This window comes from Microbacterium sp. LBN7 (genome assembly GCF_045690345.1).
GTDB lineage: Bacteria > Actinomycetota > Actinomycetes > Actinomycetales > Microbacteriaceae > Microbacterium.
This window is the reverse complement of record NZ_CP147856.1, coordinates 3172145-3189422: the sequence shown is the minus strand read 5'-3', so window position 1 is coordinate 3189422 and position 17278 is coordinate 3172145. Positions and strand designations below refer to the sequence as shown.

Sequence of the window (17278 nt, the reverse complement as noted above, 5' to 3'; positions counted from 1 at the left end):
CCGAGGGAACGGTACCGAGGGAGGACGCGGAACATCGTGCTCGCTCCGTAACGTGGACGACATGATCACAGCAGAAGGCCTCACGAAGAGGTTCGGAGACAAGACGGCCGTCGACGACGTGTCGTTCACGATCCAGCCGGGCAGCGTCACGGGCTTCCTCGGCCCCAACGGCGCCGGCAAGTCGACCACCATGCGGATGATCGTCGGACTCGACCGTCCGACCTCCGGCCGCGCGATGGTCTCCGGCCGCGAGTACCGCAAGCTCCGCGCACCGCTCACCGAGGTCGGCGTGCTGCTCGACGCCAAGGCCGTGCACACCGGCCGGACCGCCCGCAACCACCTCCGCGCGATGGCCGCGACGCACGGCATCCCGGCGTCCCGCGTCGACGAGGTGATCGATCTCGCAGGTATCAGCTCCGTCGCCCGCAAGCGCGCCGGCAAGTTCTCGCTCGGCATGGGCCAGCGCCTCGGCATCGCCTCCGCGCTGCTCGGGGACCCGCACACGCTGATCCTCGACGAACCGGTCAACGGCCTCGACCCCGAGGGCGTCCGCTGGGTGCGCCAGTTCGTCCGGCACGCGGCATCCGAAGGACGCACGGTGCTGCTCTCGAGCCACCTGATGAGCGAGATGGCGCAGACCGCCGACCACGTCATCGTGATGGGCCGCGGCAAGGTGCTCGCCGACGCTCCGCTCCCCGAGCTCGTCCGCGCCTGGACGACCAACACCGTGCGCGTGCGCACCCCTCGGGCGGCCGACCTCGTCGCCGCCGTCGGCGGGCCGGACGTCGAGATCGTGAGCTCGGCTCCCGATCTGCTCGATGTCGTCGGACTCCCCGCCGCGCGGATCGGCGATCTGGCCGCCGCCCGCGGCATCCCGCTGCACGAGCTCACCCCGACCACCGGATCGCTGGAGGACGCGTATCTCGCTCTCACCGGCGACGCCGTCGAGTACCGGACCAAGGAGATCTCATGACCGTCCAGGAATCGGCTGTCGCCCCGCACCGTGTCGACACCCGCCACCGACTGACCTTCGTCCGCGCGCTCCATGGCGAGTGGATCAAGCTCGCCACCCTGCGATCCACCTGGTGGTCGATCGGCATCACCGGCCTGCTCACCGTCGCCATCGCCGTCCTGATCGCCCAGAACGTGACCGACCCGGGCTTCGATCCCGTGCAGGCGGTCGTGTCGCCGTTCCAGTTCACGATGCTCCTCGCCGGCATCCTCGGTGCGATCTCGGTCACCGGCGAGTACTCGACCGGCATGATCCGCTCGACGCTCACCGCGAACCCGGGCCGTGGCTCGGTCCTCGCCGCGAAGGCCGTGGTGCTCGCCGGCGTGATGTTCGTGTCGTCGCTGATCATCTTCGGGATCGCCGCGGTCGTCGTGTCCGCTGTCGTCGCGGGCCGGGATCAGAGCATCGACTGGTCGGATCCGTCCGCATCGTCGCTCCCGATCATCGTCGCCTCGCTGGCGATGGCCGTGTTCACGACCATCGGCGTCGCGTTCGGCTTCATCCTGCGATCCGGGGCGGGTGCGATCGCCGCGACTGTCGGACTGCTGTTCGTCCTGCCCATCGTCGCGAGCATGTTCGCCCTGGCCGGCGAAGCCGGGCGCTGGGTCATGGAGGCCGCCTCGCACCTGCCGGTGGCCGCGGCGCAGACCGTCATCGTCCCGGGTGAGGGCAGCGATGTCCCCGCCGCCTATCTGACGCTCGCCTGCTGGGTCGCCGCCGGGTTGCTGTCCGCGTGGGCCGTGCTCCGCACGCGCGACGCGTAGAGTCAGCCCGTGAGCAGAACGCGCAGCCGCAGCGACTCGATCCGCGAGGACGAGGAGCTGCGGCTTCCGCGTGCCCCGGGTCTCCTCCGACGGTTCTGGGCGCGGCATCCGGTCGTCGCCGACGTGCTGATCGTCGGCATCACCCTCCTGCTGTCCACTGCGACCGTGGGGATCGTCGACATGGACGCCCCGGTGCCGGACGACACGGCGCCGCCGTTCCTCATCCCGGTCTGCATCATCGCCGCCGCCGCGACGCTGTTCTGGCGACGGCAGCATCCCCTCATCCCGTTCGTCACGGCGTTCGCGTTGGAGATGCTGCTGATGCTCCTCCCGCACCCCGGCAGCACGCCGTTCCCGCTCTTCGCGTGCTACGCCCTCGCCGTGTACGGGTCCGTCCGCGCGGTATGGATCGGCTTCGGCATCGGATCGGCGGCTCTGACGCTCTTCGCCCTGTGTCTGATGCTGACCGGTGTCGCCACGCTGCAGACCGGCGTCGACACCGTGCTCGGCGTCGTGGTCCTCGGGCTGATCGGCACCCTCGTCGGGGTCAACGTCGGCGAGCGCAAGCGCTACCTCGCCGCCATCATCGATCGTTCGCGGCAGCTCCTCGTCGAGCGCGATCAGCAGGCGCAGCTGGCGGCCTCCGCGGAGCGTGCGCGCATCGCACGCGAGATGCATGACATCGTGTCGCACTCCCTCACGGTCATCGTGGCGCTCTCCGAAGGGGCGGCCGCGACTCCGGATGCCGAGCAGGCACGCAAGGCCGCGACCGCCACGGCGGAGACCGCGAGGGGTGCTCTCACGGAGATGCGATCGATGCTGGGCGTGCTCCGCGCCGACGATTCGCCGCTGCCGCTCACTCCGATGGAGCCGACACCGCCGCGCGACACGGTGACGGCCGCGCAACGCGCCGGCTTCCCCGTCACGCTCGCGGTGAGCGGAAGCGCGGTCGTCGCTCCCGGCGTCGCGCACGCCATCGGCCGGATCGTCCAGGAAGGCGTGACGAACGCGATGCGTCATGCGCCGACCGCCACGGCGATCGCCGTGCGAGTGACCTACACCGCCGAGACCGTGACGGTCGACATCGTCAACGACGGCGTGCGCGGGGCCACCGGAAACGACGGCTTCGGGCTCCGCGGACTCGCCGAGCGCGCCGCCCATGTGAACGGCGACCTGCGCTCCGCCCCCGACGGCTCCGGGCGCTGGGTGCTGCACGCCGAGCTCCCCGCGGCGGGCACCGCGTCCGCCGCCCCGTCATCACCGAACGAGGAGAACGCATGACAGAGACGATCAGAGTCCTCCTCGTCGACGACCAGGAGCTGATCCGCGTGGGGTTCCGCATGGTCCTCGAAGCGGAACCCGGCATCACCGTCGTCGGAGAGGCCGCCGACGGGAATGCCGCGATCGCTCAGGTCGCCGCGCTCGCGCCCGACCTGGTGCTGATGGACATCCGGATGCCGGGGCTCGACGGCATCGCGGCGACGGAGACCATCGTGCGAGAGCATCCGCAGACCAGGGTCCTCGTCCTCACCACCTTCGACCTGGACGAGTACGCGTTCGGTGCGATCCGGGCGGGTGCCAGCGGATTCCTGCTGAAGGACGCGCAGCGCCACGAGATGATCTCGGCCGTCCACGCGGTGCATCGCGGTGATGCGGCGCTCGCACCCCGGATCACGCGAATGCTGCTGCAGCACGTCTCCCCGCAGCTCGGCACCGCGCGGGCGGAACCCGATCCCGCCGACTCCGCCCGGCTCGCCGACCTCACCGAGCGCGAGCGCGATGTGTTCCTCGCCATCGGCCGCGGTCTCACGAACTCCGAGATCGCGCAGACGCTCTACGTGGGCGAATCCACCGTCAAGACCCACGTCGGGCGGGTCTTGGCCAAGCTCGGCGCTCGCGATCGCATCCACGCCGTGATCCTCGCGCATCGCCTCGGGCTCGTCGGAGAGGACTGACGCGAGCTCGCATCCGACTCGTCGGCCTCAGGCCTGAGCGGGCGTCCACTCCGAGACGCGGTTCAGCTGCTCCACCTCGTCGGACGCGAGCTCCAGTCGTCCGCCCGCGAGCAGATCCGGCACCTGCTCGACGGTGCGGGCACTCGCGATCGGCGCGACGACGGTCGGCTGCGCCCGCAGCCAGGCGAGCGACGTCGCCGCGACAGATGCACCGTGAGCCTGCCCGATCTCCTCGAGCGCGTCGATGATGCGCAGTCCCGCGTCCGTCGCATACTTCGCGGCGCCCTGGGCACGCGGTGACGCCTGACCCGCAGCATCCGTCGAGCGGTACTTGCCGGTGAGGAATCCGCTGGCGAGGGAGTAGTACGGGACCAGGCCGATGCCGAACTCCTGCGCGACCGGGATGATCGTCTCCTCGACGACATTGCGATGCACGAGGTTGTAGTGCGGCTGCACGGCGACCGGGCGGGACACGCCGAGGCGATCCGCGATGCCGATCCACTCGCGGATGCGCTCCGCGGTGTAGTTCGACACCGCGACGTGGCGCACGAGGCCGTCGGTCACGAGCTGTCCGAACGCGGCGACGGTCTCCTCCAGGGGCACCGACTCGTCGTCGAAGTGCGCGTAGTACAGGTCGATCGTGTCGAGGCCCAGCCGTGCGAGCGATGCCTCGGCGGCCTTGCGCACGTTCGCTCCCGAGAGGCCGCGGAAGTCGGGGTGCTGACTCACCTTGGTCGCGACGACGACGTCCGCAGGCTTCCGCGAGGCGAGCCACGCGCCGACGATCGTCTCGCTCTCCCCTCCCGCGTTGCCCGGCACCCAGGAGCTGTAGGAATCGGCCGTGTCGATGAAGTCGCCGCCACCCGCGACGAAGGCGTCGAGAACGGCGAAGGAGGCGTCGCGGTCGGCCGTCCAGCCGAACACGTTGCCCCCGAGAGAGAGCGGGAAGACGGAGAGGTCACTGGTTCCGATACGAGTCATCCTCGGGACAACGGCCCGCCCCGATGAGGCATTCCCTCATGACGGCGTGTTGCGACGCGCGTCTAGGGGTCGCTGATGTCGAAGGTCATCTCCGCGGGGTCGGGGCCCCAGGGATCGAAGATGACGTCCGGATCCCACACATCGAGGGGGTGCTCGTCCGGCGGGCCCCAGTAGCCGTCGGCATCCAGCGCCCGGAAGGTGAACCAGTACCAGCCCTGGGAGTGCATGCGGAGTCGCTTGATCGCGTGCCCGGTGCTGTCGAGGGGGATCAGCGCCGAATGCCCCTCGATGCTCGTGATGTAGATCGACCCGTTCGCCGGTCCCGTGGCGGCGATGACCAGGCCGGTGGTGCTGGCCTCCGTCACGTCCATGTCCTCGATGCCGGTGATGTTCTCGAAGCCCTCGATGACGATGGGAAGGATCGTGAAGCTTCCGGCCATCGCGGGCGACTGGATGTCTTCGTCGAAGGCCCAGGCCTGATAGTCGTAGGTGCCGGCGGGCAGCTCGAGGGCGCGGGGATCGAAAGACCACGAGCCGTCGTCTGCCACTGCGGGGGTGTAGCGCGCACCCGCGACGTCGACGCCGACCGTGGACCCTGGCGTCGCGGTGCCCGCCAGCACCGGCGCGAGGTATCCGGACGACGTCGAGGGGGTGACCAGTCCCGGGGTCAGTCCGGCGCCCGATCCCGGCCCGGGGGTGGTTCCCGGTGCCGTCCCCGGCGCCGTCGGGGTGATCGGTGCCGGGGCGTCGGGGTCGTTGACCAGATCGACCGAGTCGATCGCGGGGTCGTCGATCCAGCGCCCCGTACGGACCGTCGGCCGCGGACTGGACGGGATCGGCACCACCTCGATGCCTCCGGGCGTTCCGACGCCGGTGACAGGGGGCGGCGCGGTGGACGTGCGCTCGGTCGCGGCGATCGGGGCCGAGGAGGCGACCGGAGCGTCCCCGGGGAAGAACAGCGGTCCGAGCAGAAGGCCGCTGATCGTGAGCACGCCGATGCCGCCGGCGAGAAGGCTCGTGATCCCGACACCGGTACCGGCCGCGATCAGACCCACCGCAGCAGCGGTGGTGCCGGGGGCGAGGGCCCCCGTGGCCGGAAGGACGACCCCGAGGGCGCCGAATCCGACAGCGGACAGGGTGACACCCTGCAGACGGCGGGCGTCGCTGCGCATGTCGAGGAGCAGTTCTCCGCATTCGTTGCAGGACGACACGTGGTCATTCACCTCGCGCGCCACGGTGTCGTCGAGCGGATCGGTCAGGTGTCGGGGGAAGAGGCGGGCGGCATGCGCCTCGTCGTCGCGCAGCGGGAGCGGTATCTGCGACGTGAGCCAGTTCAGCTTCAGACCGGTGCGGGCTCGGCGCTGCAGAGCGGAGACGGCGTTCGGCTTGATGCCGAGCTCACGCGCGATCTCGGGGCGGGGCACGTCGGCGACCTCCGTGAGCCACAGCACGCGCTGCCACCGCTCCGGGAGCTCTTGGAACGCTCCGAGGAACTGCTGGGCGTTCGACTCCCGTTCGACGAGGCTGAGGGCGTCGCGGAAGTGGGGGCGATCGGCCTCGACGGTGTCGTCGATGCGGTCGGCGTCCTTGCGCCACCGGATCGCGGTGTTGCGGATCACGGCCTTGAGATACGAGCGGAAGGCGAACTCGGGCCCGGCGCTCGTCGTCGTCACCTGCTGGTAGACGGCGAGGAGTGCCTCAGAGGCAAGGTCCTCCGCGTGCGAGGGGAACAGGCGATGCGCGTATCGGAGCGCCGCGCCGATGTGGCGCTCCCACAGCACGGCGTACGCCGACTGATCGCCGTCTCGGAGCGCACGGAGGAGCTCACGATCGCTGCGAGAATCTCCCACGTCTCCCTCTCCAGAAACGCCCGCTCGTCACCGCCGAGCAGTCCGACGCGTGTCGATCCGCGTGATCGATCCGATCTTGAATCGACGTTCAATGATATCCCCGCCGGAGGCGTGCAGGCCATCCCGGATCGGTCCTCCCCCGCGAAGAAGCGCGGGCAGAGCAGCGGCGGATCCTCTCGCCGCTCTGCCCGCGCGGACCCGCAGGTCAGGCGTCGACGTCACGCCTTCTCGACCGCATCAGGATCGCTCCCGCGAGGAGAGCGGCCGACGCGGCCGCGATGATCACCGTCGGTGCCGCGGCACCGGTGACGGCGAGACTCCCGCTGCCGGGCTTCGGCGTCGTGGGGACGACGGAGGTTCCCGCCTCCACGGCGACCGTCTGCGCCGCGTCATCGATGTCCGTGTGCGCGGCGACGGGTTCGTCCCCCTCGTCGTCACCCACGAAGAGCCACTCGAAGGCGACCAGCACGTCGCCGGAGAACCCCGCAGGAACGGTGAACGTCACGTCGATCGACCCGTTCGCGCTCGTCGGCGTGAACGTGGCCGACCCCATGATCCCGGTCGGCTGGCTGTCGGCCTTGTCCATCAGCTCGCCGACGACCGTGTACTCCACCCCGGGGGTGAGGTTGAGGTACGCGACCGTGTCGACGAGCGTCCCCCCGCCGGAGGTCAGTACGTGGTCCTGGTCGGCGGCATCCACCAGCGACGTCCCGATCGCCGGGACCGGCACCTCCGGGGCCGTCTCCACCGTAACGGTCTGTGCGGCGTCGTCGATGTCCTTGTGCTCCGCGACCGGCTCGCCCGCGCCGCCCGCGCCTTCGAAGAGCTCCTCGAAGGCGACGAGCGTCTCACCCGCATATCCCTCGGGTACGACGAAGCTGACGTCGATCGAGCCGTTCGCCACGGTGGGGGTGAAGGTCGTCGCACCGGTGATCCCGGTGGGCTGACCGTCGGACTTGCGCATGAGCTCACCCGAGATCGTGTACTCGGTGCCCGGGACCAGGTTCTGGTAGGCGACCGTGTCGATCACGGTGCCGCCGTTCCATCCCAGCACCCGGTCTCCGTCTGCGGCGTCGACCAGCGACGTCCCGATCACCGGCTCGACGGCACCCGGCTGCGCAGCCCAGTCCACCGTGGCTTCTCCCGTCGTCTGCGCCGTCTCCGGCGCGACCAGGATGATCGACTGCGCGTGGTCCTCCGCTGTCGGGGTGCCGCCCGGCGTGGTCGGCACCGAGATCACGGTGCCCGTGCTTCCCGAGCCGACGGCGGTCGCGCGCACGGTGGCGCTCCCCGCGGCGGTCGAGCCCCGCAGATCCAGGTAGAGCTCCTGTCCGTCGACGACCGCGTTCGGGTCGACCGCGGTCCCTGCGGCATCCGTGATCGTGACGGCGGGATCGACCGAGACGACGACCGAGGCCTGATCGGTGTTCACCGTGAAGGGTCCGACGAGGCTCCCCGCAGTCTGGGGTGTGCCGGGCGCCGTCACCGAGGCCGTCACCTGCAGGTCTTCGGGGGTGAGCCCCGGACTGGCGTTCGCCCCGTTCACGAGGTACCAGTAGGCAGCCTCCGAGTCGGGGGTCTCCCAGGCCCAGGGGGCGTCGAAGGTCAGGTCGGTGTATCGCCAGATCGCGTACTGGGTCGCCTCGATGGCGTCGTTGCGCGAGATGCCCGGCACCCCCGCCGCCGCACCGAGGTCTTCGAGACTCACGGCCGGGAAGCTGTTCGCCAGCACCCACAGCACCTTGCCGGTGACCGCCGGGTCGGTGAAGTAGTTGGCGCCGAGGTAGCTGTCGAGGCCTCCGGCGACGCCCAGCAGTCCGGTCTCCGCCGACACGTCGTGCTCGATGCAGTACGCCCAGTAATCCGGATCCCCGTCCTGCACCCCTGAGGACCAGATCGGGAAGACGCCGGTGCCGCCGTATCCCTCCTTGGCGCCGATGTAGACCGCATCGCCCGGTTCGACCTCGGCCGCCATGGCTGCGCTGACGCCACCGGGTGCGATGGCGGCTCCGAGCGCGAGCAGCGCACCGGCGAGCCAGCGTCCCGCGCGGCTCGACCCTCTCGACACCCCCGTGCCGCTCCGGCGGTTCATGCCGTGCACACCGGGTTGAGGGCGGTGAACGTGAGCGGCCCGATCCAGATGTTCTGGGGCGGCCGCTCTCCGAGCGCACGCCCCGAGTTGTTGGCGACGAAGGTGAGGTCGAACGCGCTGACACCCGACGCGGTCACCCGCACGTTTCCAGCCGCGCTGGTGGGCGCGACCTCGGGGTTCGGCGAGCCGGTGAACGGCCGCCATGCGTTGGTGCCCGTCCCCTGGCCGCGGATCCAGTCGGAGTTGTACGTTCCGGTGCCTTCGGAGACGTACACGCGCTCCGCACCGCCGAGGCCGTCCAGAGCCTGGACGCCGTCGATGTCCTTGATCGTGTAGCCGAGGTCCGAGACCGTGGTCGCCACTCCGTCCAGAGCGAAGCTGAACGTGACGCGCTGCCCTCCGCCGAGATTGCGGAGATCGGCGGTGTCGAGCGCGAGATGCACGCTGGGCTGCGCTTCCCCGCCGACGGTGGCGGAGTCGAGACGAAGGTTGTTCGTCTGGTTGATCGTCATGTTGCTCGCACCGTTGGGGACCGCGCTGAGCGTGAGTGTGAGGTCCTTGCCGTCACCGAAGACGTCCACCCAGGTGAACAGCGACGAGGTGCCGCTCAACCGCGAGTAGACGGCGGTGCTCGTGCTGAGCGCTGCGGTGCATGCCACGGACGCGGCGGTGAGCGGTGTGGCCACGGCCGCCGCGATCACGGGCACGGACCATGCCCCGCCGATCACGACCGTTCTCCGCGTCAGGCCACGCTTCTGGACTGCCTCTTGTTCCTTCATCTGATTTGACTCCCCTCAAGCGGCCGACAGTCTGTCGACACATTGAGAAGGAGTCGGAAACGTCGCAGGAGTGACGCGAGATCCAGCAGATCGTGAAATCTCCGGTGGATTCCTCCGTTCGGCGTCACTTCGGGGGCCGATGGGACTCCTTCTCCGTGGCGCACTCAGCGATCATGCGCTCTCCGCGTCACGACGCGCGCACACGTGGAAGAGATGGCTCCTCAGAGCCGGAAAAGGAAAGAAATGCAGGACAACCTCAGCACCCGCGACCTCTCGCGCCGGACCCTCGTCAAGGGCGCAGCCTGGTCGGTACCCGTCGTCGCCGTCGCCGTCGCGACGCCGCTCGCCGCCGCATCGCAGACGCCTCCCGCTGCGACCTTCTGGGCCACCGGCGCGACCGTCAGCGTCGTGAGCGGCAACGTGACCAACTTCACCGTCGAGGGCAGCGATGCGGACGGCAACCTCGCGCTGCTCCCCGCCGGCACCAGCGTCATGATCGTCCCGGATCCGGGCGTCACCCTGCAGGTCGTCAACGCCATCGGCATCGTCGTCACGCAGAACCCCGACGGCTCGATCACCGGCGTGATCACCGCGAGCGACATCACCAATGTCCGCATCCAGTTCCGTCCCACCGGCCCCTCCGGATCCGGATACTCGATCACGACCAACATCGACATCGACCCGTTCACGGAGACGATCGACGTCACTCTGCGCTGAGACACGGGCGCGCTGACGGGCGGGAGTGATCTCCCGCTGGACACAGAGAAGGCCCGCCTCTCCGGATTCACCGGGGAGGCGGGCCTTCTCGCACGGAGCCGACTACGGGACTCGAACCCGTAACCCCCGTATTACAAGTACGGTGCGCTACCAATTGCGCCAAGTCGGCGGACGCCACCAGCTTAGCGATGGCATCGTCCCCGCTCCGAACTACGGCGTGGGCGTCGCGGTCGGGCTGGGCGTCGGCGACGGGGTCTCGGTCGACTTCTGCGACGCGTCGTTGTCGACGGTGAGCACGAACTGCGCGAACTCGGCGGGATCGTCGAGCGCACCGATGTACGCGTCGCCGTTCGCGACGATCATCGGTGCGGAGGACAGCACCAGGTCATCGGACCCGGCGAGCGGACCGTCGAGCGCGCGGGTCGTCGCATCCTTGGCCCAGGTCACGAAGTCGCCGTCCACGATGCAGGATCGCACCGCTTTGGTGTTGTCGACGCCCACGGCCGCTGCGGCGTCGGCGAGCTGCTCGTCGGAGAGCCCGTCACTGCCGACCTTGGGCTGCTTGTCGAGCAGATCATGGTTGAACGCATAGAACTTGTCCGGGGAGTGCGTCGCGACGCAGGCCGCGGCGGCCGCCGCACGCAGCGAGTACTTGGTGCCGTTCGAGCTGGCGGTCAGCAGGGCGACGGGGTGATAGCTCACCGACACGGCGCCCTCGGAGATCCAGCTGGCGAGCTGGCGCGAGTTGGCGCGTTCGAACTCCCCGGCGTCCGGCGACAGGTAGTCGACGTACACGTGGATCTCGACGCGCTCCGGCGCGGTCGGCTCGGGCACGGGAGTCTCCGTGGCGCCGGCCTCGGTCGGCTCGGGGCTCGGCGTCGTGAGCGTCTCATCGGATGCCGCGACGGCGGAGATGTCGTTCACGACAACGCCGTCCGACTCCATCCCCGTCGGGGTGAGCTGCGGCTTGGACACCTGAGCGGACACCGCGAGGGTGACGGCGGTGCCGATCGCGCCGACGGCGATGACGGCGACCGCGCCGATGATGATCCGTCGCATGAGACGCGCCCTGGACTGCTGGGCGTGCACCTGCTGGGCCTTCTCCCGCACGGCCTCGCGGGAATTGCGAGGCGTGGGGACGTTCGGCGTTTCGTCGCTCGACATCGTTCCTCTTGAAAGTCTGAGGGGGTCCGGGTTGGCCCCGACCATCGCTCGGAGCGACGATCGCCGCGTTGCGCGGCCAGGTTCGATGTTAACCAGCCAGGCTGAGAAATACCCAGGTGCCACGGTTCGTGTCATACTGATCCCGACCCAAAGACGGGTCATGGCGGCCTGTTCCGCCACTTCCATCACAACGGATCGTCCGGCACGTACCTGCCGGTGAAGGAGAAATGACAATGGCATCTGTGACTTTCGATGACGCCACCCGCCTGTACCCCGGCGGAACGCGTCCCGCAGTCGACAAGCTGAACCTCGAGGTCGGAGACGGCGAGTTCCTCGTCCTGGTCGGCCCCTCGGGTTGCGGTAAGTCCACCTCGCTCCGCATGCTCGCCGGCCTCGAAGAGGTCAACGCCGGCCGCATCCTCATCGGCGACCGCGACGTGACCGACGTCCCGCCGAAGGACCGCGACATCGCGATGGTGTTCCAGAACTACGCGCTGTACCCGCACATGACCGTCGCCGAGAACATGGGCTTCGCGCTCAAGATCGCCGGCGTCAACAAGGAAGAGCGCGCCACCCGCGTTCTCGAGGCCGCGAAGCTCCTCGACCTCGAGGACTACCTGACCCGCAAGCCGAAGGCCCTCTCGGGTGGTCAGCGTCAGCGTGTCGCGATGGGTCGCGCGATCGTCCGTCAGCCGCAGGTGTTCCTCATGGACGAGCCGCTGTCGAACCTCGACGCGAAGCTCCGTGTGCAGACCCGTACGCAGATCGCGTCGCTCCAGCGTCGTCTCGGCGTCACCACGGTCTACGTCACGCACGACCAGACCGAGGCCCTCACCATGGGTGACCGCATCGCGGTCCTCAAGGACGGCCTGCTCCAGCAGGTCGGATCGCCGCGCGACCTGTACGAGAAGCCGAACAACGTGTTCGTCGCCGGCTTCATCGGCTCGCCTGCGATGAACCTGTTCTCGGCGGACCTCGCCGAAGGCGGCATCCGCTTCGGCACCGAGGTCGTCCCGCTCGACCGCGACACCGTGGGCCGTGCGAACGGTTCGCAGGTCACGGTCGGCGTCCGCCCCGAGGACATCGTCGTCGGCCCTGCCGACGGCAAGGGCCTCTCGGTCACGGTCGACCTCGTCGAGGAGCTCGGCGCTGACGGCTACCTGTACGGCCACACCGAGATCAACGGCAAGCGCACCGACCTCGTCGCGCGCGTCGACGGCCGCAACCACCCGAACGCGGGTGAGACCGTCACGCTCGCCGCGACCGCCGGTCACGTGCACGCCTTCGACATCGAGTCGGGCGAGCGCCTGAACGACAAGCCGGTCGTCTCGGCCTCGTAATTCCCTCAGACGCGGCGCGGGCCGACCTTCGGGTCGCCCGCGCCGCGTCTGCTTTTCCCCCGACTGCCCTCTGGAGCGCCATGCAGGATTCGCTGCGGATCACCGCGAGCACCGTCGACCCGGGACTGCTGTCCCTCCCCTGGTCGACGACGCTGGCGAAGTGGCCCTCCGAGCAGATCGTCTCGCTCCCGAAGGGGCTCTCCCGCCACCTCGTGCGGTTCGCCGACCTCTCGGGACGCGTGGTCGCCGTCAAGGAGACGACCGCCGAGATGGCGCAGCGGGAGTACGACATGCTCGGCAACCTGGCGCGCCTCGACGTCCCCTGCGTCGATCGCGTCGCCGTGATCGCCGGACGGACGGATGCCGCGGGCGAGCCGCTCCCCGCGGCGCTCGTCACCTCGCATCTGCGCTTCTCGATGCCGTACCGCGCCCTCTTCACCCGCGTGCTGCGCCCCGACACGGCCACGCGTCTCGTCGACGCCCTGGCGCTGCTGCTCGTGCGCCTGCACAACGTGGGCTTCTACTGGGGCGACGTCTCGCTCTCGAACACGCTCTTCCGTCGTGACGCCGGCGCCTTCGCCGCCTACCTGGTGGATGCCGAGACCGGCGAGCTGCACGAGGAGGGTCTGACCGCGGGCCAGCGCGCATACGACCTCGACCTCGCCCGCACGAACATCGCCGGCGAGATCATGGACCTCGCCGCGGGCGGGCGGCTGGAGCACGGGGTCGACGCGGTGGCGATCGCCGATGGGATCGTGTCGTCGTACCGGTCGCTGTGGGCCGAGCTGACCGCGCAGGAGTCCTTCTCGGCCGCGGAGACCTGGCGCATCACCGAACGCGTCGAGCGCCTCAACGCCCTGGGCTTCGACATCGACGAGATGTCGATGTCGACCACCTCCGACGGCACGGTCGTCGAGATCCAGCCCAAGGTCGTCGACGCGGGGCACCACCAGCGGCGCCTGATCCGCCTCACCGGTCTCGACGTCGAGGAGAACCAGGCGCGCCGGCTGCTGAACGACCTCGACGAGTTCCGCGCCCGCTCGACCAAGCAGTGGGCCGACGAGGAGATGTACGCACACGAGTGGCTCACGCGCGTGTTCGAGCCCGTCGTCCGGGCGATCCCGTACGAGCTGCGCACCAAGCTCGAGCCGGCCGAGGTGTTCCATCAGGTTCTCGAGCACCGCTGGTACCTGTCGCAGGCGCAGGGGCGGTCCGTGCCGCTCGCCGAGGTGCTGACGAGCTACATCAACGAGGTGCTGCGCCACCGACGCGACGAGGCGACCATCATGGGGCCGCCGACCGAGACGATGAGCCTGCCGGTGATCACGGGCAACCTGTCGCTCGCCGACGACGAGGACGAGGTCGACTGGCGCGACCTGGTCTGACCGCCGCCGACCTCAGTACCCGACGGTGAACCGTTCGCGGTGGTGATCGCCCTGTTCGATCTCGTCGACCATGGCGACCGCGAAGTCCGCACCGGAGATCCACGACTTCCCGTCGGCATCCCGCACGATCACGTCGCCGCCGTCGCGGTAGTGCCCGGTGCGCTCGCCCTCGGCCCAGGGACCGAACTCCTCCGCCGGGTGCACGAAGAACCAGTCGAGATCGGCATCCGTGCTCTGCAGGAAGGCGAGCGAGTCGATGCCGACCTGCGCCTCCGCCTTGTACTCCTCGGGGAAGTCCTGATCGAAGAGCCGGGGGCCGCCGGGCGCGACGAGGCTTCCACCTGCTCCGCCGATCACGCCGAGTCGCGTCTCGGTGCCGGCGAGCCTCGCGGCCACCAGCCGCAGTGCGCCGAGCACCTTGTCCTCCATGTCGCCCCGCGGAGACAGCGCCCACACGACGGCGTCGGCTCCCTCGAAGGTCTCCGCGATCGCGTCGACGTCGAGCGCCGACCGCTGCACGTATGCGGCGCCCGCCACCGGATCGCCCGGCTCGGAACGCGAGACCGCGATCACCGCATGCCCGCGGGCCACGGCTTCCGCGACGATATGGCGGCCGGCGTATCCGGTTCCGCCGAGGACGACGATGCGAGTCATGCGCTGCGCTCCTAGGACTTCTTCTTCGCGCCGCGGACCGTCGACACCTGGTACAGCGCGACGGACGTGGCGATCCCGGCGTTCAACGACTCGGTGGACGCGGAGATCGGGATCGAGACGATCTGGTCGCAGGTCTCGCGCACGAGGCGCGACAGTCCCTTGCCCTCGGACCCGGCGACGATGACGACGGGACGGTCGGCGAGCTGGAGATCCGGGAGCGAGACGTCGCCGTCACCCGCGAGACCGAGGATGAAGACGCCCTGCTTCTTGAACTCCTTGAGCAGCGTCGTGAGGTTGGTCGCGAGCGCCACCGGGGTGCGGGCGACCGCACCGGCGCTGGTCTTCCACACCGCGGAGTTGACGCCGGCCGAGCGCCGCTGCGGGAGGATGACGCCGTGTGCCCCGAACGCCGCGGCCGAGCGGATGACGGCCCCGAGGTTGCGCGGATCGGTGATGCCGTCGAGCGCGACGAACAGCGGCACCTGACCGCGATCGATCGTCTGCTCGAGCAGATCCTGCGGGTGCGCGTACTCATACGGCGGCACCTTGATCGCGACGCCCTGGTGCACGCCGTCGAAGCCCGCCATCCGGTCGAGTTCCTGGCGGGTGACCTCGAGCACCGGGATGCCGCGGTGGGTCGCGATCGACAGCATCTCCTTGACGCGGTCGTCCATCTCCACGCGCTGCGCGATGTGGAACGCGGTCGCCGGGATCTTCGCCCGGAGCGCCTCGAGCACGGAGTTGCGGCCGGTGACCGTCTCCGCCTCGGAGGTGTTGTCCTTGGCGCGGGCCGAGCGGTTCGGGTTTCCGCCCGACGCCTGGCGCTGGTTCGGCTTGCCCTTGCCGCCGGATGCCGCGTACCGCTCGGCCGCGGCCTTGCGCTTGCCGGCCGGGTGCCAGGCGCGGTCCTCCGCCTTCGGGGTCGGTCCGCGGCCCTCGAGGGCCTTGCGTCCGAGTCCGCCGGTGCCCTTGGTCGGGCCCTTCTTGTTTCCCTTGCTCGCGCCGGGGCGCCCTGGCTTAGCCATCGATACTCCAATGAGTTCCGGCCGGAGTGTCCTCCAGCGTGATTCCTGCGGCGGCGATCGCATCACGGATGCGATCGGCCGCCGCCCAGTCCTTGTCTGCGCGCGCCTGAGCGCGCTGCGTGATCATCGCCTGCACGAGGGCGTCCAGAGCGGATGCCGAGGCGCCGCCGCCGTCCGCGCCGTCGCGCCACTGCGTCGAGCCGGGGTCGATGCCCAGGATGCCGGTCATCTCGCGCACCTTCCACGCGGCGATCCATGCCGCAGCGTCGTCACCGGCATCCAGCGCGCCGTTGCCCCGACGCACGGTGTCGTGGATGACAGCAAGCGCCTGCGGGACCGCGAGGTCGTCGTCGAGCGCATCACCGAAGGCCGCGGGAAGGACGAACCCGTGCTCCGCTTCGCCGTCATGGGGGCGCTCGGCCTCCTGCGCCGGCCTCTCGGCCGACCACGTGAAGGGACTCTCGAGTCGCCCCGCGCGCTCGAGGAACGATCGGATGCGACCAAGCGCGGCATCCGCCTCGACGAACGACGACTCGGTCAGGTCGAGGCTGGAGCGGTAGTGCGCAGCGGCGAGCGCGTAGCGCACGACGAGCGGGTCGTGCACGGCCAGCACGTCGGCAGCGAGCGTGAAGTTGCCCAGGGACTTCGACATCTTCTGACCGTTGACGGTCACGAGCCCGTTGTGCACCCAGTAGCGCGCGAAGGCGTCGCCGGCCGCGGTCGACTGAGCGAGCTCGTTCTCATGGTGCGGGAAGCGCAGATCGAGCCCGCCGCCGTGGATGTCGAACTCGGCGCCGAGGTACCGCTTCGACATCGCGGAGCACTCGATGTGCCACCCCGGCCGTCCGGGCCCCCACTGGGACGACCAGGTCGCGTCGGTGGGTTCCTCGGGCTTGGCGCCCTTCCAGAGGGCGAAGTCCTGAGGGTTGCGCTTGCCGCGAGGATCCGCGTCCTCCGCGGCCTCCATCGCGTCGACGGACTGATGCGTGAGCGCACCGTACTCGGACCACGAGCGCACATCGAAGTACACATCGCCCGAGCCGTCCGGAGCCGGATACGCGTGGCCACGGTCGATCAGCCGGGAGATGAGCTCCTGCATCTGGGGAACGGATGCCGTCGCCCGCGGCTCATACGTCGGGGCGAGGATGCCGACTCCGGCATATGCCGCCGTGAACTCCTGCTCCATCCGGTAGGCCAGAGCCCACCAGGGCTCGGCATCCGTCGCGTTCGCGAGCACCTTGTCGTCGATGTCGGTGACGTTGCGCACGAACGTGACACGGCCGAACCGGTGCGTGAGCCAGCGACGCAGCAGATCGAAGCTCAGCGCGGCTCTGACGTGGCCGATGTGCGGGCCGGACTGCACGGTGGGTCCGCAGACGTACATCGTGATGTTCTCGGGATCGAGAGGCACGAAGTCGCGCAGTTCCGCAGCGCGGGTGTCATAGAGGCGGAGTGTCACCGCTCAAGCCTACTCGGGCATGGCTGAACGCCCGCCGCCGTGCGACGAATCGCGGAACATGTGACGAATCGCGGAGGGATCGGGGAGAAAGTTCCGCGAAA

The 17278-nt window shown here is 69.6% G+C and carries 15 protein-coding genes and 1 tRNA gene; 7 read left to right on the top strand and 9 right to left on the bottom strand.

What is annotated here, in order from left to right; all coding sequences use genetic code 11:
- Window positions 1-61 precede the first annotated feature (61 nt).
- From LBN7_RS15455 to LBN7_RS15440, 4 genes are read left to right on the top strand one after another with little or no spacing between them, the layout of a single operon-like run.
- Entirely contained in the window at window positions 62-973 is a 912-nt protein-coding gene (locus tag LBN7_RS15455) for an ABC transporter ATP-binding protein (RefSeq protein WP_116635968.1), read from the top strand.
- Window positions 970-1776: an ABC transporter permease subunit gene (locus LBN7_RS15450; protein ID WP_116635876.1), complete on the top strand. Its 807-nt coding sequence runs from the start codon at window positions 970-972 to the stop codon at window positions 1774-1776. The genes LBN7_RS15455 and LBN7_RS15450 overlap by 4 nt, the downstream gene beginning before the upstream one ends.
- A 9-nt stretch (window positions 1777-1785) precedes the next feature.
- The gene (locus LBN7_RS15445) at window positions 1786-3057 is read left to right on the top strand and encodes a sensor histidine kinase (protein ID WP_407360150.1); all 1272 of its coding nucleotides are present in this window, start codon (window positions 1786-1788) and stop codon (window positions 3055-3057) included.
- Window positions 3054-3731 carry a response regulator transcription factor gene (locus LBN7_RS15440; RefSeq protein WP_116635874.1) on the top strand — a complete coding sequence of 226 codons (678 nt, stop codon included), beginning with the start codon at window positions 3054-3056 and terminating at the stop codon, window positions 3729-3731. Before LBN7_RS15445 ends, LBN7_RS15440 begins: the two co-directional genes overlap by 4 nt.
- A gap of 27 nt (window positions 3732-3758) precedes the next feature.
- On the opposite strand, the gene LBN7_RS15435 is transcribed toward LBN7_RS15440, so the two are convergent.
- The 4 genes from LBN7_RS15435 to LBN7_RS15420 form a co-directional block, all read right to left on the bottom strand.
- Window positions 3759-4712: an aldo/keto reductase gene (locus tag LBN7_RS15435; protein WP_407360149.1), complete on the bottom strand. Its 954-nt coding sequence runs from the start codon at window positions 4710-4712 to the stop codon at window positions 3759-3761.
- 62 nt (window positions 4713-4774) lie between these two features.
- Complete coding sequence (locus LBN7_RS15430) at window positions 4775-6562, bottom strand: sigma-70 family RNA polymerase sigma factor (protein ID WP_407360148.1); 1788 nt, start codon at window positions 6560-6562, stop codon at window positions 4775-4777.
- A gap of 205 nt (window positions 6563-6767) precedes the next feature.
- Window positions 6768-8654, bottom strand: coding sequence for a VaFE repeat-containing surface-anchored protein (locus LBN7_RS15425; RefSeq protein WP_407360147.1), 1887 nt, complete (start codon window positions 8652-8654; stop codon window positions 6768-6770).
- The gene (locus LBN7_RS15420) at window positions 8651-9433 is read right to left on the bottom strand and encodes a hypothetical protein (RefSeq protein ID WP_407360146.1); all 783 of its coding nucleotides are present in this window, start codon (window positions 9431-9433) and stop codon (window positions 8651-8653) included. The genes LBN7_RS15425 and LBN7_RS15420 overlap by 4 nt, the downstream gene beginning before the upstream one ends.
- A 243-nt stretch (window positions 9434-9676) precedes the next feature.
- On the opposite strand from LBN7_RS15420, the gene LBN7_RS15415 reads away from it, so the two are divergent.
- Window positions 9677-10150 (top strand): hypothetical protein, encoded by a 474-nt coding sequence (locus tag LBN7_RS15415; protein WP_116635870.1) that lies wholly within the window; start codon window positions 9677-9679, stop codon window positions 10148-10150.
- A 96-nt stretch (window positions 10151-10246) separates the two neighbouring features.
- Here the strand turns inward: LBN7_RS15415 and LBN7_RS15410 are convergent.
- A tRNA-Thr gene (locus LBN7_RS15410) sits at window positions 10247-10319 on the bottom strand.
- A 41-nt stretch (window positions 10320-10360) separates the two neighbouring features.
- On the bottom strand, window positions 10361-11314 hold the full coding sequence (locus tag LBN7_RS15405) for a DsbA family protein (protein WP_407360145.1): 954 nt from the start codon (window positions 11312-11314) through the stop codon (window positions 10361-10363).
- Between the two features lie 233 nt (window positions 11315-11547).
- On the opposite strand from LBN7_RS15405, the gene LBN7_RS15400 reads away from it, so the two are divergent.
- The gene (locus LBN7_RS15400; protein ID WP_116635820.1) at window positions 11548-12654 is read left to right on the top strand and encodes an ABC transporter ATP-binding protein; all 1107 of its coding nucleotides are present in this window, start codon (window positions 11548-11550) and stop codon (window positions 12652-12654) included.
- 80 nt (window positions 12655-12734) lie between these two features.
- Window positions 12735-14039: a DUF4032 domain-containing protein gene (locus LBN7_RS15395; RefSeq protein WP_116635819.1), complete on the top strand. Its 1305-nt coding sequence runs from the start codon at window positions 12735-12737 to the stop codon at window positions 14037-14039.
- Window positions 14040-14051: 12 nt separating this feature from the next.
- On the opposite strand, the gene LBN7_RS15390 is transcribed toward LBN7_RS15395, so the two are convergent.
- The 3 genes from LBN7_RS15390 to cysS are packed head-to-tail and all read right to left on the bottom strand — an operon-like array spanning window position 14052 to window position 17177.
- A complete protein-coding gene (locus LBN7_RS15390; RefSeq protein ID WP_407360144.1) occupies window positions 14052-14693 on the bottom strand; it encodes an NAD(P)-dependent oxidoreductase in 642 nt (213 codons plus the stop codon).
- A gap of 11 nt (window positions 14694-14704) precedes the next feature.
- A complete protein-coding gene (gene rlmB / locus LBN7_RS15385) occupies window positions 14705-15718 on the bottom strand; it encodes a 23S rRNA (guanosine(2251)-2'-O)-methyltransferase RlmB (RefSeq protein WP_407360143.1) in 1014 nt (337 codons plus the stop codon).
- Window positions 15711-17177, bottom strand: coding sequence for a cysteine--tRNA ligase (cysS, locus tag LBN7_RS15380; RefSeq protein ID WP_407360142.1), 1467 nt, complete (start codon window positions 17175-17177; stop codon window positions 15711-15713). The genes rlmB and cysS overlap by 8 nt, the downstream gene beginning before the upstream one ends.
- Between the last annotated feature and the right edge of the window lie 101 nt (window positions 17178-17278).